Source organism: Collinsella sp. AF28-5AC (assembly GCF_003457875.1).
In the GTDB taxonomy this organism is placed as follows: Bacteria; Actinomycetota; Coriobacteriia; order Coriobacteriales; family Coriobacteriaceae; genus Collinsella.
This window is the reverse complement of the sequence record NZ_QRTA01000012.1, coordinates 24,463-47,393: the sequence shown is the minus strand read 5'-3', so window position 1 is coordinate 47,393 and position 22,931 is coordinate 24,463. Positions and strand designations below refer to the sequence as shown.

General features: G+C 61.2%; 19 protein-coding genes. All 19 read left to right on the top strand.

Annotation, left to right across the window (positions count from 1 at the left end):
• Positions 1-15: 15 nt before the first annotated feature.
• The 19 genes from holA (at position 16) to DWZ01_RS08130 (ending at position 22,910) form a co-directional block, all read left to right on the top strand.
• A complete protein-coding gene (holA, locus tag DWZ01_RS08220) occupies positions 16-978 on the top strand; it encodes a DNA polymerase III subunit delta (RefSeq protein ID WP_117848631.1) in 963 nt (320 codons plus the stop codon).
• A gap of 133 nt (positions 979-1,111) precedes the next feature.
• Positions 1,112-1,378, top strand: a complete 267-nt coding sequence (gene rpsT, locus DWZ01_RS08215; RefSeq protein ID WP_022094714.1) for a 30S ribosomal protein S20 — start codon at positions 1,112-1,114, stop codon at positions 1,376-1,378.
• 96 nt (positions 1,379-1,474) lie between these two features.
• The gene (gene lepA / locus DWZ01_RS08210; protein ID WP_117848629.1) at positions 1,475-3,286 is read left to right on the top strand and encodes a translation elongation factor 4; all 1,812 of its coding nucleotides are present in this window, start codon (positions 1,475-1,477) and stop codon (positions 3,284-3,286) included.
• Between the two features lie 4 nt (positions 3,287-3,290).
• A complete protein-coding gene (gene dusB / locus DWZ01_RS08205) occupies positions 3,291-4,334 on the top strand; it encodes a tRNA dihydrouridine synthase DusB (protein WP_117848627.1) in 1,044 nt (347 codons plus the stop codon).
• A gap of 2 nt (positions 4,335-4,336) precedes the next feature.
• Positions 4,337-5,569 carry a radical SAM family heme chaperone HemW gene (gene hemW, locus DWZ01_RS08200; protein ID WP_117848625.1) on the top strand — a complete coding sequence of 411 codons (1,233 nt, stop codon included), beginning with the start codon at positions 4,337-4,339 and terminating at the stop codon, positions 5,567-5,569.
• Between the two features lie 58 nt (positions 5,570-5,627).
• Positions 5,628-6,731 (top strand): DnaJ domain-containing protein, encoded by a 1,104-nt coding sequence (locus DWZ01_RS08195; RefSeq protein ID WP_199412422.1) that lies wholly within the window; start codon positions 5,628-5,630, stop codon positions 6,729-6,731.
• An 81-nt stretch (positions 6,732-6,812) separates the two neighbouring features.
• Positions 6,813-7,961, top strand: coding sequence for a molecular chaperone DnaJ (gene dnaJ, locus DWZ01_RS08190; RefSeq protein WP_117848623.1), 1,149 nt, complete (start codon positions 6,813-6,815; stop codon positions 7,959-7,961).
• A 9-nt stretch (positions 7,962-7,970) separates the two neighbouring features.
• Complete coding sequence (locus DWZ01_RS08185) at positions 7,971-9,263, top strand: MiaB/RimO family radical SAM methylthiotransferase (RefSeq protein WP_117848621.1); 1,293 nt, start codon at positions 7,971-7,973, stop codon at positions 9,261-9,263.
• A complete protein-coding gene (locus DWZ01_RS08180; RefSeq protein ID WP_117745978.1) occupies positions 9,244-10,230 on the top strand; it encodes a PhoH family protein in 987 nt (328 codons plus the stop codon). The genes DWZ01_RS08185 and DWZ01_RS08180 overlap by 20 nt, the downstream gene beginning before the upstream one ends.
• Entirely contained in the window at positions 10,227-10,736 is a 510-nt protein-coding gene (gene ybeY, locus DWZ01_RS08175) for an rRNA maturation RNase YbeY (RefSeq protein ID WP_117848619.1), read from the top strand. Before DWZ01_RS08180 ends, ybeY begins: the two co-directional genes overlap by 4 nt.
• Positions 10,737-10,745: 9 nt before the next feature.
• Positions 10,746-11,123, top strand: a complete 378-nt coding sequence (locus DWZ01_RS08170) for a diacylglycerol kinase family protein (protein WP_117848617.1) — start codon at positions 10,746-10,748, stop codon at positions 11,121-11,123.
• A 12-nt stretch (positions 11,124-11,135) separates the two neighbouring features.
• The gene (era, locus tag DWZ01_RS08165; protein ID WP_199412421.1) at positions 11,136-12,203 is read left to right on the top strand and encodes a GTPase Era; all 1,068 of its coding nucleotides are present in this window, start codon (positions 11,136-11,138) and stop codon (positions 12,201-12,203) included.
• 15 nt (positions 12,204-12,218) lie between these two features.
• Complete coding sequence (gene recO / locus DWZ01_RS08160) at positions 12,219-12,968, top strand: DNA repair protein RecO (RefSeq protein ID WP_117848615.1); 750 nt, start codon at positions 12,219-12,221, stop codon at positions 12,966-12,968.
• Positions 12,969-13,106: 138 nt separating this feature from the next.
• Positions 13,107-13,385, top strand: coding sequence for a 30S ribosomal protein S15 (rpsO, locus tag DWZ01_RS08155; protein ID WP_035138510.1), 279 nt, complete (start codon positions 13,107-13,109; stop codon positions 13,383-13,385).
• 150 nt (positions 13,386-13,535) lie between these two features.
• Positions 13,536-15,782, top strand: a complete 2,247-nt coding sequence (locus DWZ01_RS08150; protein WP_117848613.1) for a polyribonucleotide nucleotidyltransferase — start codon at positions 13,536-13,538, stop codon at positions 15,780-15,782.
• A 640-nt stretch (positions 15,783-16,422) separates the two neighbouring features.
• Positions 16,423-18,093 carry a ribonuclease J gene (locus DWZ01_RS08145; protein WP_117848611.1) on the top strand — a complete coding sequence of 557 codons (1,671 nt, stop codon included), beginning with the start codon at positions 16,423-16,425 and terminating at the stop codon, positions 18,091-18,093.
• 1 nt (position 18,094) lies between these two features.
• Complete coding sequence (locus tag DWZ01_RS08140; protein WP_233506198.1) at positions 18,095-20,875, top strand: DNA translocase FtsK; 2,781 nt, start codon at positions 18,095-18,097, stop codon at positions 20,873-20,875.
• A complete protein-coding gene (locus tag DWZ01_RS08135) occupies positions 20,875-22,386 on the top strand; it encodes a RodZ family helix-turn-helix domain-containing protein (protein WP_117848609.1) in 1,512 nt (503 codons plus the stop codon). The genes DWZ01_RS08140 and DWZ01_RS08135 overlap by 1 nt, the downstream gene beginning before the upstream one ends.
• 26 nt (positions 22,387-22,412) lie before the next feature.
• Complete coding sequence (locus tag DWZ01_RS08130; RefSeq protein WP_022094699.1) at positions 22,413-22,910, top strand: YajQ family cyclic di-GMP-binding protein; 498 nt, start codon at positions 22,413-22,415, stop codon at positions 22,908-22,910.
• Positions 22,911-22,931: the final 21 nt, after the last annotated feature.

The following is a 22,931-nucleotide window of genomic DNA, read 5'->3' as shown; positions in this document are numbered from 1 at the left end:
CGGGAGGGGAGCGCGATGTCCGAAACCGGTCTGTTGCCGGCATATCTGATCGTCGGTACCGACGGAGTCAAACGCGACCATGCCGTCTCGCGTATGAAGGCGCGTCTGGAAAAGACGGGCATGGTCGAGTTCAACCTCGACGAGCGCGATATGACCAAAGACCCCGATATCGAGTCGATTATCGGATCGCTCAACACCTTTCCCATGGGCAGTGAGTTTCGCCTGGTAATCCTTGACGGCTGCTCAAAACTCGCCAAAGCGATCTCCGAGCCGCTTGTCGAGTATCTGGCGAGTCCCAGCCCGACGACGGTTTGCCTTGTCATAGCCGATTCACTCGCCAAGAACACGCGCCTCTACAAGGCGATCGCCAAGATTGACAAGAAGGCCGTGATCGACTGTTCGGGCACCAAGCGCTGGGAGCTCCCGCGCCGCGTGCAGCAGATGGCGACGCAGCATGGAAAGTCCATCTCGACGGCCGCCGCCGAGGAGCTCGTTTCGCGCTCGGGCGAGAACACCCGCATGATCGATAACGACTTGGCCAAGCTTGCCCAGATGGTCGAGGCTCCCCAAATTGAGCTTGCCGATGTGGAGCGCTGGATCGTGCGCACGGCCGAAGTCCAGCCCTGGGACTTTCTCAATGCGGTCTCGGCCCGTGACATGCGACGCTCGCTCGAGCTCTTCAATCTACTGCCCGCCAAGAGCTACGTGTGGACTTACACATTGCTGTGCGGCCGCATCCGCGAGCTTATCGTTGCCAAGGCGCTCGATGCGCGCGGACAGGGTCGTGAGCTGGCTGCAACACTTAAGCTCCAGTCCTGGCAGGTCAAGAATCACCTGACCTGGGCACGTCGCTTTTCGATGGCAGAGCTCGTTGCCGCGCTCGAGGGCGCGGTCGATGTGGAGCTCGCCCTCAAGGGTTCGGCCGATTCTCAGACCGCGCTTTTGCTCTGGATTACGAACATCTTGAGAAAATCGTGATGATACCTGCCTATTTGACAAATTCGTTCTATCCCTTTGAGGGGGAGCGTGCTATAGTAGGCGCTTGCATGACCTCACCGTGTCTCAGAGGTGTCATACATTTTTTGCAAGGAACTCGAAAGGAACTCCAGAAGTGGCAAACATCAAGTCTCAGAAGAAGCGTATCCGCACCAATGAGGCAGCTCGCATGCGTAACAAGGCTGTCAAGTCCGAGCTCAAGACGCTGACCAAGCACGTCCAGTCCGCCGTCGCCGAGGGCGACGCCGAGAAGGCCCAGGCTGCCCTCAAGACCGTCACCAAGCGTCTCGACATGGCTGCCGCTAAGCATGTTATCCACAAGAACCAGGCTTCCAACCGCAAGTCCGGTCTTGCTAAGCTCGTGAACAGCATCAACGCCTAAGTTGTAAATTTCACACCACACAGATTACGCGCATAAATGGAGCCTGTTTTATGGAACAGGCTCCATTTTTTGTACCGCTCGGGTAAGATAGTCCGCATGAATACTTCAATTGACATTTCCCACATCCGCAACTTCTCGATTGTTGCGCACATCGACCATGGCAAGTCCACGATCAGTGACCGCATTCTCGAGCTCACCCATACCGTCGACGAGCGCGACATGGAGTCGCAGCTGCTTGACACCATGGATATCGAGCGCGAGCGCGGCATCACGATCAAGTCCAATGCCGTCCGCGTTTCCTATGACGCCGACGATGGCGAGACGTATCAGTTCAACCTGATCGATACGCCGGGCCATGTTGACTTTACCTACGAGGTCTCGCGTTCGCTGGCCGCCTGCGAGGGTGCGGTGCTCGTCGTCGACGCCACGCAGGGCGTCGAGGCACAGACCGTCTCCAACGCGACGCTCGCCATGAATGCCAACCTGGATATCGTGCCCGCTATCAACAAGATCGACCTGCCGTCGGCACACCCCGACGAGGTCAAGACCGAGATCGAGGACGACCTGGCGATTCCTGCTGACGATGCCGTATGCGTATCGGGCAAGACTGGCGAGGGCATTCACGATCTGCTGGAGTCCATCGTATTTTTGATCTCTCCGCCCAAGGGCGATGCGAACGCGCCGCTCAAGGCGCTCATCCTGGACTCGTATTTCGATGAATACCGCGGCGTCGTTGCCACGGTCCGCGTCTTTGACGGCTCCATCAAAAAGGGCGATACCCTGCGCATGATGCAGGCCGAGGGCGACTTTTTGGTCGATGGCGTGGGCGTCAAGCGTCCCGCCGAGACGCCGGTCGACGCACTGACGGTCGGCGAGGTGGGCTATGTGGTCACGGGTCTGAAGGATCCCGAGGCCGTGCACGTGGGCGATACCCTCACGTGGGCGTCGAATCCCTGCCCCGAGCCGCTTCCCGGTTACCGCGAGGCCAAGCCTATGGTCTACACGGGCCTGTTCCCGATCGACAACAAGGATTACGAGAATCTGCGCGACGCTCTCGATAAGCTGCATGTCAACGACCCGTCGTTGGTGTGGGAACCCGAGACCTCGGTGGCGCTCGGCTTTGGTTTCCGCGTGGGCTTCTTGGGCCTGCTGCATATGGAGGTCGTCAAGGAGCGTCTGGAGCGCGAGTTCAATCTGGACCTCATCGCCACGAGCCCTTCGGTGGACTATCACGTCTACAAGACCGACGGCGAGATGATTGATGTCCGCAGCCCGCAGGATCTGCCCGAGGCTACGCGCATCGAGCGCATCGAGGAGCCTTACCTCAAGGCCAAAATTATCTGCCCGCCCGAGTATACGGGTGCCGTCATGCAACTCGCTATCGAGCACCGCGGCATTACGACCGATATGATCCATCTCACGAGCAAATCGGTCGAGATGCGCTTTGACATGCCGCTCGCCGAGCTCATCCTGGACTTCTTTGACCAGCTCAAGAGCCGCACCAAGGGCTATGCCTCGCTCGATTATGAGTTCAACGAGTATCGTCCCTCCGAGCTCGTCAAGCTCGATATCCTGCTTTCGGGCGACGAGGTGGATGCGCTTTCGTTTATCGTGCACAAGGACAAGGCCTATGGCCTGGCCCGCGGTCTGTGCGACAAGCTCAAGGAAATCATTCCGCGCCAGCTGTTCGAGGTGCCTATTCAGGGTGCCATCGGCAACAAGATTATCGCCCGCTCCACCGTCAAGGCGCGCCGCAAGGACGTTTTGGCCAAGTGCTATGGCGGCGATATTTCGCGTAAGCGCAAGCTGCTCGAGAAGCAGAAAGAGGGCAAGAAGCGCATGAAGGCCATCGGTTCGGTCGAGGTCCCGCAGGAGGCCTTTATGGCGATCCTCAAGGTGGACGAGTAGGTTCATGGCGCTCTCTGAATACAGTACGCGGCTGCTGGCTGCCTATGCCGAGCAGCCGTTCCTTATGGCTCCCATGGCCGGCGTGACCGATCCCGCCTATCGCATCATGTGCCGCCGCCGCGGTGCCAACCTTGCCTACAGCGAGATGGTAAGCGTCGCAGGTCTTGCCTATGCCAGCAATAAGACCTGGCGCCTGGTGCTGCCTGCCGATGAGGAGCAGCAGATCTGCGTGCAGCTCTTTGGCTCCAAGCCCGATCAGTTTGCGAGCGCCGTCGCTGCCGTCGAGGAACGTGTGGGCGATCGCCTGTCGCTGATCGACATCAACATGGCCTGCCCGGCTCGCAAGGTCGTCACCAAGGGCGAGGGCTCGGCGCTTATGCGTACGCCCGAGCTGGCCGAGAAAATCGTCGAGGCGACGGTTGGCGTGGCGCATGTGCCCGTGACCGTAAAGATCCGTAAGGGCTTTTACGCCGAAGACCGCAATGCCGCGACGTTTGCCCAGATGCTCGAGGGTGCAGGGGCAGCTGCGGTGGCGGTACATGGTCGCTGTGCCACGCAGCTCTATACGGGTCAGGCCGATTGGTCGGTCGTCGATGAGGTCGCAGATGCCGTCGAGATTCCCGTGATCGGTTCGGGCGACGTTTTCTCGGCCGAGGATGCGGCGGAGCGTCTGCGCAGCTCCGGCGCCAGCGCCGTGTTCATCGCGCGTGGTATCTATGGCAACCCCTGGGTGTTCGGCGATGCTCGCGCCCTTGCGCTCGATGGCACGCCGGTACCGGTGCGTAGCTCGGTCGAGTGCCTGGATGCCCTGCGCGAGCACCTGACGCTCACGCACGAGCTGCTGCCGCTTATGTCGCGTGCCCGCACGTACGCGAGCTGGTATCTAAAGGGCATGCCCCATGCTGCCGCCTGGCGCGCCCAAGTGGTGCGCTGCTCCACATACGAGGAGTTCATGGCATTGGTCGATGATATCGAGCGCGATGTGGTGGCCTGCGAGGCCGCACTTGCCGCTGGCGGGTCGGTGCCCGCTCATCCGCTGGAGGCCTAACGGTGGCCGTTACCGCGCTGTACGTGCACGTGCCGTTTTGCGCCCAAAAGTGTAGGTACTGCGACTTTGACTCGCGCCGTTTTGCTCCGTGCGACCTGAGCGCTGCGCTCGATGCCTATTTTGAGCAGCTGTATGCGCGCCTCGATGCCTTTGGCGACGCCGGAGCGCTCGAGGGCATCCGCACCGTCTATGTTGGTGGCGGCACGCCGTCGCTGGCAGGGGAGCGTCTGGTAGAACTTGCCCGGCGTATCTCTGCGTGGTGCAAGCCTGTTGAGTTTACCTGCGAGGCCAATCCAGAGTCGTTGACCGCCGAGTTTGCCGCTGCGCTCGCCAAGGTTGGTGTCACACGCGTCTCTCTGGGCGTGCAAACGCTCGATAACGCCGAACTTACCGCCATTGGCCGCATTCACGATGCCAATCGGGCGCTCGCTGCCATCACGATGGTCAGGGATGCCGGGCTCGATGTGTCCTGCGACCTGATGTGCGGTCTTCCCGGGCAGACCGCCGTAAGCTGGCAGCGCACGCTCGATGGCGTCTTGGCGGCGGCGCCGCATCATGTGTCGGTGTACCCGCTCACGCTCGAGGAGGGCACGCCGCTCTACCGCATGGCGTGTCGCGACGAGTCGCTCGAGCCCGACGAGGATTTTCAGGCTGCGTGCATGGACACAGCGCGTGAGCGTCTGGGTGCGGCCGGTTATCACCCGTATGAGGTGGCAAGCTACGCGCTCGACGGACATGAGTGCGCCCACAACATTGCCTATTGGACTGGACGGGGCTATCTGGGTTTGGGTCGCTCTGCCGCCGGTATGCTCGACGCCGAGGATTTCGATCGCTTGGCCGGGCTGTTTCCCGACGTGCCCGCTCGCGGCGATGCGTATCGCGTGCGCTTGGTGCAACGTGACGATGATGCGACGGCGTTTGATGCCGAGTATCTGTCGCAGCGCGAGGCTGCGGCCGAGGATCTGATGCTCGCCTGCCGCATGACGCGTGGCATTGGGCCCGACCTGTTGGTTCGCTTGGCAAGCGTGATCGCTGCAGATGAGTTGGCGGCGGCCTGTGACCGTGCGCTCGAGTTGGGCCTTGCCACTTGGGTGCCCGATTATATTGAAGGACATGCGGGGCGCGTCATCTCGAAAGACGTTATCGCAGGTCGCGTCCGTGCTCGTTTAGCGCCCACCCACTTGGGCTGGCTCGATGGAAATGTGCTGTTCGAGCTGTTTTGGGGTCTAGCCTAGGTCGCTCGGGTAGAATTACCGCAATATATACGCTGCTGTGAGCAGGAGGTTGCCGCGCATGGCGACGATGAACGAAAAAGATTACTACGAGATTTTGGGTATCTCCAAGGACGCCACCTCGCGTGATATACAGAAGGCCTTCCAGCAAAAGGCCCGCAAGCTCCATCCGGACGTCAATAAAGAACCGGATGCCGAGGAAAAGTTCAAAGAGGTTTCCGAGGCCTATGCCGTGCTTTCGGACGAGCAGAAGCGTGCGCGCTACGACGCCATGCGCTCGGGCAACCCCTTCGCCGGCGCTCCTACGGCTTCGCCCTATGGCAGCGGCTACGCCGGCAGCGCAGGCTATGGTAATCCCTTTGAGGGCGGCTTTCCCTTTGGTGGCGCCTGGGGCCAGCCGCGTCGCGGGCAGGCTGCCTATAATCCCGAGAACGGCGCCAACGTGGTCGTCGATATTAAGCTCGACGCCAAGGAGGCCAAGGGCGGTGCCCGCAAGACCGTCCGCTATACGCGCTTCGATACCTGTGGTCACTGCGGAGGCTCGGGTTCCGTCTCGTCCGAGCATGCACATACCTGTCCGAGCTGCGGCGGTCGTGGCCACATCGACGTCGACCTGTCCTTTCTGTTCGGTGCCGGCACGTTTCAGTCGGTCTGCCCCGAGTGCGGAGGTTCCGGTAAGGTCGTCGCCGACCCCTGCCCCGATTGCGGCGGCAGCGGGCGGACCCGTGTGACCTCCGAGCAGACAATTGAGTTTCCTGCCGGCACGCACGATGGCGACGAGGTCCGTATTGGCGGTATGGGTCACGCCGGCACCAACGGTGCCTCGGGTGGCGATTTGGTCGGTCGCGCCCATGTTGAGGCCGAGCGCCTGGAAGGCAAGGCCCGTACCGGTTTTTACCTGATGGGCATCGTGGCGCCTTTTTTGGTGTTGTCGGCCATCTCGGGTGTGTTCTCGGCCTTTGCCGTGATGTGTTTTATTCCGTTTGCCATGGGCCTGTTCATGGTGCTCTCGGACGGCGTACTGCATCGCAGCCTGCTGTGGTGGAAGCGCGGCGCGATGCAGTTTGCCAACGGTTTTGCCAACGGATTTATGTTTGCGCTCGTGTCGGTTTGGTTTGCGAGCTGCTCGCAACGTGCCATGCTTTCGCCCTACGCAATGCAATAACATCTAGCCCTCTGTTTGCGGCCGGCCCAGCTTGGGTATAGGACGCACTGTGACAATAATGAAAGTCGGAAGGATTCGGTCGTGTCGGAAAATAGGGATTACTACGAGGTACTTGGCGTCGACAAGGATGCCGATGCGCGGACGATTAAGCGCGCGTTTCTAAAGAAGGCCCGTACCGTACACCCGGACGTTTCGGACGACCCCGAGGCCGAGGCCAAGTTCAAAGAGCTCAACGAGGCTTATTCCGTTCTTTCCGACGAGCAGAAGCGTGCTAACTACGACCGTTACGGCACCGCGGACGGCCCTGGTGGTTCGGGCTACGTCGATATCAACGATATCTTTGGCGGCATGGGCATGGACGACCTCTTCTCGTCGTTCTTTGGCGGCGGTGCCGGCGGTGGCGCCCGAAATCGCCGTGAGCGTCGTCGCGGCCGCGATATGGCGATCTCCCTTTCGGTGACCCTTGAGGAGGCGGCGCTCGGTTGCAAAAAGACGATCAGCTATGACCGCCTTGCCCCCTGCGAGGATTGTAACGGCACTGGTAGGGCCGAGGGCGCACAGGAAAAGCAGTGCAGCCTCTGCCACGGCACAGGCTATGTCACGACGGTCCAGCGCTCGTTCCTGGGCCAGGTTCAGTCCTCTTCGCCTTGCCCCGACTGCCACGGTGAGGGCACGGTCATCGACCATCCCTGCGAGACCTGCGACGGTCAGGGCCGCACACCTTCGCACGAAAAGATCGACATCGATATCCCCGCCGGCGTTTCGACCGGTCGCCAGCTGCGCGTGAGCGGCTTTGGCGAGGCAGGCCTTCGCGGTGAGCCCTCGGGCGACCTGATCGTCAACGTTCGTGTTGCCGACCACGAGCGTTTTAAGCGCAACGGTGACGACCTGTACCTCCTGAGCGATATCTCGATTGCGCAGGCTGCGCTTGGCTGCGAGATCGAGGTCGAGGGCATTATGCCCGACGAGGTCGTCAAGGTGACGGTTCCCGCCGGCGCCCAGTACGGTGACACCGTGAGCGTCAATAATTACGGCATGCCGCGCATTGGCGGTGGCGGTTCGCGTGGCCGCTTGATCGTGCAACTGCGCGTGGTCGTTCCCACCAATCTTTCCAATAAGCAACGCGAGCTGCTCCGCGCTTTTGCCGATGAGATGGGCGATGACGTCGCTTCCGGTAAGAAGTCGGTGACCGACCGTATCAAGAGTGCCCTCGACGATATCCTCGATTAAGGAGCCCGCGTGCTCGCACCTCATATCTCTGTCGTCAACCTCGGCTGCCGCGTCAACCGGGTTGAGTCCGACCGTATCACTGCCGATCTTATGCGCCTGGGATTTGCTATTGTGGAGCCGCAGGATGCCGATCTGATCGTCATTAACACCTGTGCCGTTACGGGCGAGGCCGAGGCCAAGACCCGTAAGGCCGTCCGTCATGCGCTGGCCTATCCGGGCGAGCCTTACGTGGTCGTAACCGGCTGCGTCGTCAACCTGCATCCCGAGGAGTTGCTGGAGCTCTCCGATCGCGTGATCGCCGAGCCGTCCAAGATTGACGTCGCCGAGCGCGTCTGCGAGGTGCTGGGTGTCGAATCCGATAGCGTTCCCGCCTGCAGCGATGGCGAGGTGGTCGATGCGCTCGGTCGCTCTCGCCTGGGCGTGAAGATTCAGGACGGCTGCAACCATCGCTGCACCTATTGCATTGTGTGGAAGGCACGCGGCCCCGAGCGCTCCGTGCCCGTCGAGTCCGTGCTCGAGCAAGTTCGCGAGGCCCAGGAGGCCGGCGTGCCCGAGGTGGTGCTGACCGGTGTGAACCTGGGTGCCTACGATGGCAAGAGCGCGACCGACGAGCACGTCGAAATCGATGAGCTGCTCGAGGCCATCATGGAGCGCACGTCTATTCCGCATGTGCGCATTTCCTCGGTCGAGCCCATGGATATCTCCGAGCGCCTGCTTAAGGTTATGGCGCGCTATCCGCAGCGTATCGCCCCGTTTTTGCACCTGCCCGTGCAGTCCGGTTGCACGGCGACCCTGCATCGCATGGGCCGTCCCTATAGCGCCGAGGCCTTTGAGGACACGGTGCGTATGATTCGTGCCATCTTGCCCCAGGCGTTCCTTTCGTGCGATGTCATCGTCGGTTTTCCTGGTGAGACGGACGAGGAGTTCGAGGAATCGCTGGCGCTGTGCCGCCGTGTGGGTTTCTCGCGTATGCACGTGTTCCGCTACAGCAAGCGTCCCGGTACCCTTGCTGCCGACATGCCCGACCAGGTGCCACCCGAGGTTATGGCCGAGCGCAGCCGCCGTATGCGGGCCGCCGCACAGGAGCTCGCTATTGCCGACGCTCGTCGTCGCGTGGGCACGGTCGAGCGTGCCGTGCTCGAGTATGGTGACAACCTGACGCTCGGCTCGTTCCATCATGCCCGTCTTGACGATACCTGTGGACTTACAGCCCCGTGCCTGCTCGATGTTGCTATCATCGGAGTCGATGATTCCGGCTTGGTCCATGCACGCAGGGAGGTTCATGGAAGCCTCGAAGATTAGACTTACCGTTCCCGAGGGTATTGACCCCTCGCGCGTTTTGGGCGCCGGCGACGGCGTCCTTCGTGCGCTCGAGAGCTTGGTTCGCGCTCACGTGGTCGCCCGTGGCGACAGTATCGCCGTGAGCGGTGATCCGGACGAGGTGGAGCTCGTGGCGCGCTTTTTCGAGCATGCTTTTCGCGAGGCGGCTGCCGGACGCACGCTGTCTGCCGACGATGTCTCTCGCTGTCTGGCCGTCTTGCGCGACGGTGAGCACGAGGCTACGTCGCTTCGCGATGATGTGCTGCTTTCATATCGCGGCCGTGCCATTCGCCCCAAAACGCTCGGCCAAAAGCGCTATGTGGATGCCATCCGCTCGCATACCATCACTTTTGGCCTGGGTCCTGCCGGTACCGGCAAGACCTATCTGGCCATGGCGCTCGCCGTTGCCGCGCTCAAGCGTCACGAGGTGGGCCGTCTGATCTTGACGCGTCCGGTTGTCGAGGCGGGGGAGAACCTGGGCTTTTTGCCCGGTACCCTTGAGGAAAAGATCGATCCTTACATGCGTCCGCTCTACGACGCCCTTTTTGACATGATGGATCGCGAGCGCACCGATGAGCTCATGGAGCGCGGCGTGATCGAGATCGCCCCGCTTGCCTACATGCGCGGCCGCACGCTGAGCGACGCCTTCGTGGTGCTCGATGAGGCGCAAAATACCACGCCCGAGCAGATGAAGATGTTCCTGACGCGCCTGGGCTTTAACTCCAAGTTTGTGATTACTGGCGACCTGAGTCAGCGCGACCTGGTGGGTCGTCGCGGCGGTCTTGCCGACGTCGAGCAGATTTTGGGCCGTGTCGACGATGTCGCATTTTCTCACCTCGAGCGTGCCGACGTGGTGCGCCATGCTTTGGTGGGGCGTATCGTCGAGGCGTACGATGCTTATGATGATGTGCGCGAGAAACGCGTGCACGACCGAAAGGAGTCCCGTTGAGTGTATTGATCAGCAATGATGCCGAGCTCGATACGCTGCTCGACGCGCAAGAGGTAGAGCACATCTGCGAGGTCGTGCTTGCCGCCGAGGGCGTTGAGCGTGAAGTCGAGATTTCCCTTTCGTATGTCGATGAGGACGAGATGCACGAGCTCAACCACGAGTGGCGCGGTATCGACCGTTCCACCGATGTCCTCTCGTTTGAATGCGACTCGGCCTTTGACGAGGATATTCCCGCCGACGAGACGCTCGAGCTCGGAGATATCATCTTGGCCCCGCAGGTCATTGCCCGTCAGGCCCCCGGCTTTGGCAATAGCCCTGCCGATGAGTGCCGCCTGATGCTCGTTCATGGCATGCTGCACCTGCTGGGGTATGACCATATCGAGGACGACGAGGCCGAGGTCATGGAGGCGCGCGAGGACGCCATCCTGCGCGATCTGGCGCTCGAGCGCGGCGAGGACCCCAAACTGGTCCACGTCGGCCCCATCACCAACCACGCCCACGACTAGGAGCCGTCTATGATTCCCGGATCGAACAAGGACCATCCGTCCTTCTTAAAGTCGTTTTCCTACGCTTTGGAGGGCTTCGTCACCGCCGTCAAGACCGAGCGCAACATTAAGGTCATGCTCGTGGCGGGCGTGTGCACCGTCATTGCCGGCTGCATCGTGGGGCTCGACATTGCCGAGTGGGGCATGGTTATCATCTGTTGTGGCTTGGTGATTCACGGCGAGCTTTGCAACACCGCCATGGAGGCGATTGTCGATCTGGCGACCCAGGAGCTCCATCCGCTGGCAAAGCGTGCGAAGGATATCGCCGCCGCCTCCGTATACGTTCTTTCCATCACCGCCGCGATTGTGGGCTTGCTGGTATTTGCCCACGCGCTCGGCTTTATTTAGAAAGGGATTCCCATGTCCGACACTATGCAGCCTAACGACGAGATCCTGGACGACGAGTCCAGGGACGCGGTGGATGCCGACGAGTTCGAGGAGGTTGAGGAGTTTGACCCGTTTGAGGGCATGAGCGACGAGGAGCTTGACGCCCTGTGCGACGAGGACGATGGCTCCATGGGCTTTGGCGACGTTGAGCCCGGTTTCCGCAGCGGCTTCGTTGCCCTGGTCGGTCGTCCCAACGCCGGCAAGTCCACGCTGCTCAACGCCTGTTATGGTAAAAAGGTCGCCATCACCTCGCCGGTCGCCCAGACGACCCGCCGCCGCATGCGCGCCGTGGTTAACCGCCCCGGCTACCAGCTGGTCTTTGTCGATACCCCGGGTATCCACAAGCCCAAGGACGGCCTGGGCTCCGAGCTCAATAAGAGCGCGCTGTTCGAGCTGAATGATGTCGACGTCGTCGCTTTTTTGATTGACGCCACCAAGCCTATCGGCAGGGGAGATGCCTGGGTTGCCGAGCGCGTCAAGAGCGCCCGTTGCAAGAAGGTCCTGGTGCTTACCAAGGCCGATGAGGCCGATCCCGCACAGGTTATGGAGCAGCTTAAGGCGGCCCATGAGCTGATGGACTATGACGACGAGATCGTGACGTCGTCGGTCAAGAACTTCAACGTCGACGCCTTCATCGAGACCGTTGCGCACTTTTTGCCCGAGGGTCCGCGTTGGTTCCCCGAGGACATGGGTACCGACGCTTCCGATGAGACGCTCGTTGCCGAGTTTGTGCGCGAGAAGGTCTTGCGCCGCACCCGTGATGAGATTCCGCACTCCGTCGGCGTGATCTGCGATGCGCTCGAGCAGACCAAGAAGGTGCTGCGCGTGCATGCCACCATTTACGTCGAGCGCGAGGGCCAAAAGGGCATCATCATCGGCAAGGGCGGCGAGATGATCAAGCATATCGGTATCGACGCCCGTCGCGATCTTGAGCGCATCTTTGGCACGCAGGTCTTTTTGGAGCTGGATGTGAAGGTCAAGGCTGGCTGGCGCGACGATGAGGCCCAGATTCGCCGCTTTGGTTACAACGCCGAGGACTAAGGGCGCGCGGCGCGCATGGCAGGTTCCCGGACATATCGCACGAAGGTGCTCGTCCTCGACAAGACGAAGCTCAAAGAGACGGACCTGATCCTGACGATGCTTGACGAGCGGGGTCGGCAGGTTCGTGCCGTGGCAAAGGGCGCCCGCAAACCCGGTGGGCGCCTGGCTGCGCGCTGCGAGCTGTTCTGTACTGTTGATATGCTGCTCGCGCATGGACGGTCGCTCGACGTGGTTTCCCAGGCCGAGCTTATGGAGGCGCCGCTCGGCGCTGCGCCCGATTACGAGACGACCTGCGCCGCAAGCGCGATCGCCGAGGTCGCGCGCGTGTGCTCGTTCGAGGACGCCGAGGACCCGTTTACCTTTGCCATTACACAGCGCGCGCTTGCCCTGGTGGGCGACGGCCTCGATGCGGCGCATATGGACCTGCTCGTGGCTGCATATGTCTTTAAGCTGCTGTCGCACGTTGGCTATCGACCCGATTTTTCGGCCTGCGTGCTGTGCGGAGACCCCATGCTGTCGTATTTTTCGCCCCGGGCGGGCGGTCTCATGTGCGGGTCGTGCGCGTCGAGCGTTCCGGGTGCCGAGCTGGTGTCGACCGGTGAGGTCGCGTGGCTGCGCGCCCTTATGTCCATGACCTTCGATGCACTTATGGCCGAGAGGGTCGACCCTCATACCGCTGCCTTTTTGTTGGGGCTTTCACATGTTTGGGCTGCGACGCACGCCGATCAGCGCCTCCGTGCGATGGAATTCATGTTGGGTCGGTGATGATGCACAGGCGCGGGCTGCTTGTGGTAACATACCGACCTGTTGGTACCTCGACCTTGGATGCTCGCTCCACCGGCGGCTTCCCAGTCCGAGGCGAATCGCGTCGCCCGCGGGCGACAAGAAACGAAAGGTGAAACAATGACTGTTTCCAAAGAGCGCAAGGCGGAGCTGACTGCCCAGTTCGGTAACACCCCGGTTGACACCGGCAACCCCAAGGTTCAGGTCGCCATCCTGTCCGAGCGCATCAAGGAGCTGACCGAGCACATGAAGTCCCACCAGAAGGACTTCCACACTCGTCGTGGCCTGCTCATGCTCGTCGGCCGTCGTCGTCGTCTTCTCTCCTACATCAAGAAGAACGACATCGTCGAGTACCGTGAGCTCATCAAGGCTCTGGGCATCCGCGACAACATCCAGTAAGGATTTGTACATGCTAAGAGCGTCCTGCGCAGCGGGGCGCTCTTTTTGTGTAAGGGCGCGAACAATCACGCTCTGAAGCGTGGCGGGGGCAGGGGGCCCGCGTCACATGAGAAGCCCGCAGGCAAGGGGCCTGTGGGGTAAAGGAGAACAATGACACTCGTATCCAAGACCTTTGAGCTGTACGGCAAGACCTACACCTTTGAGTCGGGCGAGCTTGCCAAGCAGGCCACCGGCGCCTGCCTGGTCAAGCAGGGCGACACCACGATGCTCGATACCGTGGTCGTCTCCAAGGAGCGCAAGAACTACGACTTCTTCCCGCTGACCGTCGACTTCAACGAGAAAATGTACGCAGCCGGCCGCATCCCGGGTGGTTACCTCAAGCGTGAGGGCCGTCCCAGCGAGAAGGCCACGCTCACCGCGCGCATGATTGACCGCCCGATTCGCCCGAGCTTCCCGGACGGCTTCCGCAACGAGGTCCACATCGTCGCCACCTCGCTCGTCGCCGACCAGGTCAACCCCTTCGACGTCATCAACGTCATGGGCGCTTCCCTGGCCATGACGCTCGGCGGCGTGCCCTTCGAGGGCCCGCTTGCCTGCGTGCGTATCGGCCGTAACGTGGAGACCGGCGAGTTTATCGTCAACCCCACCTATGAGGAGCGCGAGAACTCCGATCTGGACCTGGAGCTGGGCGGCTCTGCCGACTTCATCTCGATGGTCGAGGCCGGCGCCGAGGAGATCTCCGAGGACGACATGCTCGCCGCCATGAAGTTTGGCCAGGAGGCCCTTGCCGCCTTCTGCCAGGCCCAGGACGAGTTCGTCGCCGAGTGGGAGCAGGTCAACGGCCCCATCGTCAAGAAGGAGTACCCGCTTGACCAGCCCGTCGAGGAGGTCCAGGAGCGCATCTTCGCCCACTACGACGAGATGGCTGCCGCCCTTCGCGACGCCGACAAGCTCTCCCGTATCGGTAAGGTCGAGGCTCTGAAGGAGTCCATCCGCGCCGAGTTCACCGATGAGGAGCAGGCCGCTTGGGAGCGCGAGATCCCCGTGGCGCTCAAGAAGCTCGAGAAGAAGGCCATGCGTACCATGGTCGTCGAGACCGGCGAGCGCGTCGACGGTCGTGCCGCCGATGAGATTCGCCCCATCATGGTGAAGGACAACTATCTCCCGCTCGTTCACGGCTCCGGCCTGTTCCAGCGTGGCCAGACCCAGGTGCTTTCCGTCCTGTCGCTCGGCATGCTCAACGAGGGTCAGCGTCTGGATACCATCGAGCCCACCGAGGGCAAGCGCTACATGCACCACTACAACTTCCCGCCGTTCTGCACCGGCGAGACCGGCCGTATGGGCAGCCCCAAGCGTCGCGAGATCGGCCATGGCAACCTGGCCGAGCGCGCCCTGCTTCCGGTGCTCCCCGACGAGAACGAGTTCCCCTACGCCATCCGTGTCGTCTCCGAGGTCATGGAGTCCAACGGCTCCTCTTCGATGGCCTCGACCTGCGGCTCCACGCTCGCCCTTATGGACGGCGGCGTGCCCATTAAGCGCCCGGTCTCCGGTATCGCCATGGGCCTGATCCAGGAGGAGGGCAAGACCGTGGTCCTGTCCGACATCCAGGGTCTCGAGGACTTCCTGGGCGATATGGACTTTAAGGTCACCGGCACCACCGAGGGTATCACCGCCCTGCAGATGGACAACAAGGCCACCGGTCTTACCTTCGACATCTTGGCCCGCGCCCTGCAGCAGGCCAAGGAGGGTCGCGCCTTCATCCTGCAGAAGATGCTCGACGTGATTCCCGAGCCGCGCCACGCCACGCGCAGCACCGCCCCGCGCATCGTTTCCATCCAGGTCCCGACCGACAAGATCCGCGACGTTATCGGTTCCGGCGGCAAGGTCATCCGTGGTATCCAGGACGAGACCGGCGCTTCGGTCGACATCCAGGAGGATGGCACCGTCTTTGTCGGCGGCACCGGCGAGTCCGTCGACCAGGCTGTCGAGCGCATCAAGCTCATCATCAAGGTTCCCGAGCCGGGCGAGGAGTACACCGGTCGCGTGGTCTCCATCCAGCCCTTCGGCGCCTTCGTGAACCTGCTGCCCGGTAAGGACGGCCTGCTGCACATCTCTCGCGTCGCCAAGGGTCGTGTGGAGAAGGTCGAGGACGTCCTCAACGTGGGCGACGAGGTCAAGGTCGTCGTCATCGAGGTCGACGATCGCGGCAAGATCTCGCTCGATCGTCTTGACAAGCCCGAGGCCCCGGCTCGCGCCGAGGGTTCCTCCGAGGGCGACGGCGAGCACTTCCAGCGCCGTGAGCGTCCGCGTCGCGAGCGTTCCGAGCGCAGCGACCGTCCGCGCCGTCCCGGTGACAACGGAGGTCGCAAGCCCCGCCGTCACCACGACGCCGAGTAACAGCCGTACATAACCAGCACCGCAAGGGCGACTCCGGACAGGGGTCGCCCTTTTGCTTGCGCCCGGGAGGGCCGCATATGAAGTTTCCTGCTCTACAGTCCTGCGCAAGACGGAAAGCACATTAAGTGCTTTCCTTTGCGTGCGGAACTCGCGATAAACTTCATATGCGTCCCTCCCGGGCGCAAGCAAAAGGACTGGTTAGTGCCGCTCGCTATTTAGTTAGACAGTCTATTCAGTAGTCAGATTTCAGATCTGTAGATAGCCGCAGCAGCATCTTCCCAGATAAAACCGACCAAAATAAACCTGTCCCTTTTTGGCAGGTTTCCCGTGGGGCGGGCACTGATGAAGTTTATCGCGAGTTCCGCACGAACAGGAGGCCACTTAATGTGGCCTCCGTCGTGAGCAGGACTGTAGAGCAGGAAACTTCATCAGTGCCCGCCCCACGGGAAACCGGCGGGATAGACCGGTTTGGATGGGGCTTTGATGCATGGGTGGTCTGTTGGTGGGCAAATGGGTATCATACTGTGGTTATTGCATCGACTCTGCGATGCATATTTGTACGTTCCCGGCGGTCGGTTTGCCAGAAGCGCCCCGTCGGTTGTTCCAGACCCGTTTCGAAGAAAGGAAACCACACTTACCTATGGCAGCTAAAAAATCATCTCCTTTGAAGATCATTCCGCTCGGCGGCCTTGACGGCATCGGCAAGAACATGACGGTCTTCGAGTACGGCGACGACATGGTGCTCGTCGACGCCGGTCTTATGTTCCCGGATGACTCCCAGCCCGGTATCGACCTGGTGCTTCCCGACTACACCTATGTTCTGGAGAACGAGGAGAAGCTCCGCGGTATCATCGTCACTCACGGCCACGAGGACCACACCGGTTCGCTTCCGTACCTGCTGCAGGACCTCAACAACAAGGTGCCCATCTTCTCGAGCAAGCTGACGCTCGGTTTTATCGAGGGCAAGCTCTCCGAGTTCCGCATCCGCGCGCCTAAGTTCCGCGAGGTCAAGGGCGGCAGCCATGTCAACCTCGGCGGCATCTCGCTCGACTTCTTCTCGATGACGCACTCCATCCCCGGCGCTCTGGGCGTGTTCATCCGCACCAATCAGGGCACCGTTATGCACACCGGCGACTTTAAGCTCGACCAGACGCCCATCGATGGCGTCACGCCCGACTATGCCGCTATCAGCCGCTTTGCCAAGCAGGGCATCGACCTGCTGCTTTCCGACTCCACCAATGCCACGGTTCCCGGCTTTACCAAGTCCGAGGCCGAGGTTGGTCCCAACCTGCTGCACGCCATCAAGAACGCCCCGGGTCGCGTGTTCGTCGCATCGTTCTCGAGCCACATCCATCGTTTGCAGCAGATCTGCGATGCCGCCCGCAAGTGCGGCCGTAAGGTCGTTGTGACCGGTCGCTCCATGCTCACGAACACCCGCGTGGCGCGCGAGCTCGGTTATCTCAACATCGATGATGCCGATATCATCGATGCCTTCGATATCGATAACCTGCCTGACGACAAGATCGTCGTCATGTGCACTGGTTCGCAGGGCGAGCCGCTGTCGGCCCTGTCCCGCATGGCCAATGGCGAGCACAAGACGCTCTCCATCCACGAGGGCGATACCGTTATCCTCTCGGCAACTCCCGTTCCTGGCAACGAGAAGGCCGTCCAGCAGGTCGTCAACAGCCTGGCCAAGCTCGGCTGCGACGTGTGGGATAAGAACCGCGCTCTCGTCCACGTCTCGGGTCACGGTAGCCAGGAGGAGCTCAAGCTCCTGATGGCCATGGCCAAGCCCACGTATTTTATGCCGGTTCACGGTGAGGCCGTGCATCTGCGCGCCCATGCCCAGCTGGCCCGCAAGATGGGCATCAAGGACGATCATATCTTTATCCTCGATAACGGCGACACGCTCGAGATGCGCGGTGGTATCGTCAAGCGCGGTACGCCCGTCGAGTCCGGTGTCGTTTACGTCGACGGCCTGCGTATCGGCGATACCGACCCCATCGTCCTGCGCGATCGCCAGAAGCTCGCCAACGACGGTATGGTCACGGCCGTTGCCATCGTCTCCCTCAAACATAAGAAGATCGAGGCCATCGAGTTCTCGGGCCGCGGCGTCTCGTTTGCCATCGACGACCAGTTCTCCGAGGATGCCTCCGCGTCCATTATGAAGACGATCGAGAAGGGTAAGTTCAGCTTTACCAGCAGCGGTTCCGATGCCATTCGCAAGGCCGTGCGCGACTCGCTCTCTAACTTTATCTGGAGTCGTACGCGCACTCGTCCGATGATCATCCCGGTCGTCATGGAGGTTTAGTTTGGCGCGCGGATCTGCACAAAACGCCAAAGGCAATAAGGCCAATAACCAACCGGCATCTGCTAAGGGTGCCGGTTCCCATCTGCGTGCCAATAAGGGCCACGAGTCCGAGTTCGATGAGTTTGAGCCCTTGGTCGAGCCTTCGGCCAATCGCGATATCGCCGGTGTGGTCATCGCCGTTTTGGCGATCGCGTCCTTCATTGCCGTGATCTCTCCGGCAACAGCGCCCGTGACGGCTGCGGTTGCCGGTTTCTACCACCTGGGCTTTGGTCTGGGCGCCTACGTGCTGCCGATCGTTATTTTGCTGTTTGCCGCCACGCTCTTTTTAGGCGAGGACTCGCCGCTCAACGTGCGCTCTGTTGCGGGCGGAGCCGTGGTCTTTATCGCCGTCGTCTCCATTCTTTCGCTGATGGTGCCGGGTACGAGTGTCTCGTGTGACCTTATGTTCACGCCGCAAAATTTGTCCGCCTCGGGTGGCTACATCGGTGCGTTTATTGCGAGTGCGCTGCAGAATGCCCTGGGTAAGCCTATCGCGATGGTAGTCCTGTTGGGCCTTGTCGTCGTGGGCTTGGTCATCATCGGCTTTTCGGTGGGTGGCGTGCTGCGCTCTGCTCGCGACCGTGCGGCCGATTTTGCCGAGCGCCGTCGTGCCGATGTCAACGCCAGCCCGTGGGGTGACGACGAAGCCCTGTCGGTGCCCGGCGTTGCCCGTCCGCACCTGAGCATTCTTCGTCAAAAGGGCTCCGATGCTGCCGTGACCACGGTCATGGACAACGATGTGGACCCGGTTTTGGACGATGACGACGAGGACGAGAATCCGTTTGTCGACGTGTCCGAGTCGGTTGAGGTTGAGCGCGCTAAGACGACGCTGCTGCCGCGCCGCCATGCCAAGAAGGGCAAGGCTGCGCCTAAGCTCAATACAAGCGAGCCCGACCCGTCTTGGTCCGATAGCGAGATTGAGCTCACCGAGGGCGATGACGAGGACGACGAGGCTCCGATTGAGACCGCAAAGACAACTTTGCTGCCGCGTCGCCATGCAAAGCGCGACCAGGTAACCGGCCAGCTTTCGATGGAAGACGACCCCGATAAGATCGACGAGTTCGAGCCGCCGTTTGCCGTGAATCCTGTCTCGGCAGCACCTCAGATTCCCGACTTCTTGAAGCATCCCAAGGTTGCCGATGCGCCTGCCTCGAGTGCCGTCGAATCGGCTGCGGCTAGCGATGGGGGAGCGGACGGTGGCGCCGCAGATAACGAGGGCGAAGAAGAGGACGGCCTCAAGCTTCCGCCGCTCGAAATCCTACATGCCAACCCGCAGTCGGCTTCTGCCGCGTCTTCGGATAAGGAGCTGGAGCAGACCGCTGAGTCACTGCAATCCACCTTGCTTGAGTTTGGCCGCAGTGCCCGCGTGGTCGGCTGGATCGCCGGCCCCACGGTGACGACCTTTAAGCTGCAACCTGGCGAGGGCGAGCGCGTGAGCAAGATTTCGAGCCTCGAGGACGATATTGCGCTTTCGCTCGCCGCCCAGTCGGTTCGTATCTTTGCCCCGATCCCCGGCACCTCGCTCGTGGGCATCGAGATTCCCAACCGCAAGCGCCAGAACGTCAACCTGGGCGACGTGCTGCCCTATGTGAAGGGCGGTCCGCTCGAGCTTGCCATCGGCCGCGACGCCGAGGGCACGCCGGTCGTCGCCGACCTCGCCAAGATGCCTCACCTGTTGATCGCCGGTACGACCGGTTCTGGTAAGTCGGTGATGATCAATTCCATCATCACGACCTTGCTCATGCGCGCCCTTCCCGAGGACGTTCGCCTGATCATGGTCGACCCCAAGCGCGTCGAGCTTGCGGGCTATAACGGTCTGCCGCATCTCTATGTGCCCGTGGTGACCGAGCCCAAGCAGGCCGCGAGCGCCCTGCAGTGGGCCGTGTCCGAAATGGAGCGCCGCCTGAAGGTATTCGAACGCCTCAACGTCCGTAAGATTTCGACCTATAACGAAAAGCAGGCCGCCGGCGAGTTTGAGCATTACGACAACCCGCCGCAAAAGATGCCCTACCTGGTCATTATCATTGACGAGCTCTCTGACCTGATGATGGTCGCCGGTAAGGATGTCGAGGCCTCGATCGTGCGTATTGCACAGCTGGGCCGCGCCGCCGGTATTCACCTTATCGTTGCCACGCAGCGCCCCAGCTCCAACGTGGTGACGGGCCTTATCAAGGCCAACATCACCAACCGCATCGCCTTTAACGTCGCCACGGGCATCGACTCGCGCGTCATCATCGACCAGATGGGTGCCGAGAAGCTCACCGGTTTGGGCGACATGCTGTTCTCCAAGGTCGACTGGGGCAAGCCCCGCCGTATCCAGGGCTGCTTTGTCTCGGATGATGAGATCAACGAGATTGTCGAGTTCGTCAAGTCGCAGAGCGAGCCCGACTACCACGAGGAGATTCTGTCCGCCGTGGCGCCCGCTTCCATGTCCATGGCTGGTGGCGGCGGCATTGTCCGCACCGGAGTCGCCGAGCCGCAAGACGATGATCCGCTCATTTGGGAAGCCGCCCATATTGTGGTGGAATCGCAGCTTGGCTCCACATCTGGCCTGCAACGTCGTCTGAAGGTTGGCTATGCGCGTGCCGGGCGTATTATGGACATGCTGGAAGAAAAGGGTGTCGTCGGCCCGCCCGACGGTTCCAAGCCGCGCGAGGTCCTGTTGGACGAGGAGGGGCTTGCCGCGCTGGAATCTGTCGACGCCGAGATGGCACGTGAAGATCGTGAGTTTGGAGGATTCTGATGGCTGCACGCTTTGGTGACATGCTGCTCGAGCAGCGTCGCCGAATGGGCCTTTCCATTCAGCAGGTCGCCAACACCATCAAAATCAGGCCGCAGATCATCGAGTTTTTCGAGACCGGTAACTTTGCTTCGATGCCGCCGCGCGGCTATGCGCAGGGCATGATTTCGAGCTATGCTCGTTTTTTGGGCCTCAATCCGCGCGAGGTCGTCAATGCCTACTTTGACGACCTGATGGCATACGAACGCGAGACGTCGCAGCAGGGCGGTCGTTTTCAGGACGCCGCCGGCTACGTCAATTCGCGTTCCTCTGTCGATAACGGGCGCTTCCTGATGGTTCAGGGTGGTCGCTCAACGCGTTATGGTCAGCGTCCGCAGCAGGCTGGCTATATTACCGAGACGGGGTCCAGTGAGGAAATCCGTTCTCAGCGCGATCGTTTCCGCAGCACGCCTATGCCCGACGATCGTGCGCTTCCCGCTGCCCGCGGTGTGGTGCGCGATCCCCGTGTCGGCTACGGAGATGGCGGCTATTCCGATCGCGGTTACCGTTGTGCCTCTACGGGACGCTCTCGCGGTGGCTATGCGGATGCCGATACCACGCAGGTGACGCCGCGTCTTCGCTCTCAATCTCAGCCGTGTGGCCAGCGCCCTTCGGCTCCGCGTTCGGGCCAGCGTGGCTATCAAGGCCGCGGTGAACTTGCGCCCCGCTCGGGTCAGCGCGGCCTTCAGGGCCAGGGTGGCTATCGTGGCCGTTCCGATAGCAATCGTGGTCGTATGCCCCAGGGAGGTGGCCGCAGCAGTTCCAGTCGTGGACGCGGCGGATCTCGTACTCCTCAAAACAACGGGCTCGATCCGCGTATCGTCTACGCTGGCATCGGTGCCGTGGCGCTGTTGTTGATTGTGCTCATCGTGGTACTTCTGCGCGGCTGCGCATCTTCGACGCCCGAAACCACGCCCGAGACGCCTGCTGCTACCAAGACGACGACCAAGAAGTCTTCTAAGAAGACCGAAACGGTCGACGAGGACGAAGACACCGATGAGGCGACGGATGAGTCGACCGGTTCGGACGCCACCAAGACGACGGCTAAAAAGGAAGAGAACGAGGCGACGAAGGTCAAGGTCTCCGTTGCCAAGGGAAAGACCGCGTGGATTGAGGTCAAGGTCGACGGAAAGTCGGTCTATGGCGCCCAGGCGACTGGCCCCTTTGAGCAGGAGTACACGCCCGAGTCCTCGATCGAGATCACCACGTCCAAGCCTTCCGATGTCACCGTTACCAAGAATGGCGAAAAGGTCCGTTACGATACCAAGACTTCGGGCGTGGCGCGTGTGACGATCACCGTTCCCAAGAAGGAGACGACCGATTCCGAGAATGGTGAAAGTTCTGATGGTGCCGACACCACCGACGGTACCGATACCACCGACGGCACCGATGCCCAGTCCACGGATGGCGCCGATGCCGCAACTGACGGTCAGACGCCCACCGATTCTACCGACTATTCGTACGATAGCTATTAAGCCGCTCGTACGCGAAAGGAAACATCATGGCTAAAGATTCCAGCTTCGACGTCGTGTCCGAGGTCAATATGCAAGAGGTCGACAACGCCTTCCAGCAGACCACGCGCGAGATTTCCCAGCGCTATGACCTGAAGGATTCCGGCGCCACGATTGAGCTTTCGAAGGGCGACAAGCTCTTTACGATCAACGCCCCGGCCGACTTTGTCTCCAAGCAGATCATCGATGTCCTGAGCTCCAAGCTCATCAAGCGCGGCATCGACCTCAAGGCTGTTTCGTGGGATGCTCCGCAGGCGGCATCGGGCGGCACCGTGCGCGTGCTCGGCCATATCGTCGAGGGTATCGACCAGGCGACCGCCAAGAAGATCAACAAGGACATCAAGGACCAAAAGCTCAAGGTCAAGGTGACTATCGAGGCCGATAAGCTGCGTGTTTCCTCTGCTTCGAAGGACGCGTTGCAGACCGTGATCCAGTTCCTGCGCGACCAGGACTACGGCCAGCCGCTGCAGTTCACCAACTACCGCTAATATCATTCGAAAGGACTGCTC

Excerpts from the sequence above, each read along its gene's own strand:
- rpsO (WP_035138510.1), top strand. The coding sequence starts at position 13,107 with ATGACTGTTTCCAAAGAGCGCAAGGCGGAGCTGACTGCCCAGTTCGGT.
- DWZ01_RS08170 (WP_117848617.1), top strand. The coding sequence starts at position 10,746 with ATGATTCCCGGATCGAACAAGGACCATCCGTCCTTCTTAAAGTCGTTT.
- DWZ01_RS08130 (WP_022094699.1), top strand. The coding sequence starts at position 22,413 with ATGGCTAAAGATTCCAGCTTCGACGTCGTGTCCGAGGTCAATATGCAA.
- dusB (WP_117848627.1), top strand. The coding sequence starts at position 3,291 with ATGGCGCTCTCTGAATACAGTACGCGGCTGCTGGCTGCCTATGCCGAG.
- recO (WP_117848615.1), top strand. The coding sequence starts at position 12,219 with ATGGCAGGTTCCCGGACATATCGCACGAAGGTGCTCGTCCTCGACAAG.
- holA (WP_117848631.1), top strand. The coding sequence starts at position 16 with ATGTCCGAAACCGGTCTGTTGCCGGCATATCTGATCGTCGGTACCGAC.
- lepA (WP_117848629.1), top strand. The coding sequence starts at position 1,475 with ATGAATACTTCAATTGACATTTCCCACATCCGCAACTTCTCGATTGTT.
- DWZ01_RS08150 (WP_117848613.1), top strand. The coding sequence starts at position 13,536 with ATGACACTCGTATCCAAGACCTTTGAGCTGTACGGCAAGACCTACACC.
- DWZ01_RS08145 (WP_117848611.1), top strand. The coding sequence starts at position 16,423 with ATGGCAGCTAAAAAATCATCTCCTTTGAAGATCATTCCGCTCGGCGGC.
- DWZ01_RS08135 (WP_117848609.1), top strand. The coding sequence starts at position 20,875 with ATGGCTGCACGCTTTGGTGACATGCTGCTCGAGCAGCGTCGCCGAATG.
- era (WP_199412421.1), top strand. The coding sequence starts at position 11,136 with ATGTCCGACACTATGCAGCCTAACGACGAGATCCTGGACGACGAGTCC.
- DWZ01_RS08180 (WP_117745978.1), top strand. The coding sequence starts at position 9,244 with ATGGAAGCCTCGAAGATTAGACTTACCGTTCCCGAGGGTATTGACCCC.
- DWZ01_RS08195 (WP_199412422.1), top strand. The coding sequence starts at position 5,628 with ATGGCGACGATGAACGAAAAAGATTACTACGAGATTTTGGGTATCTCC.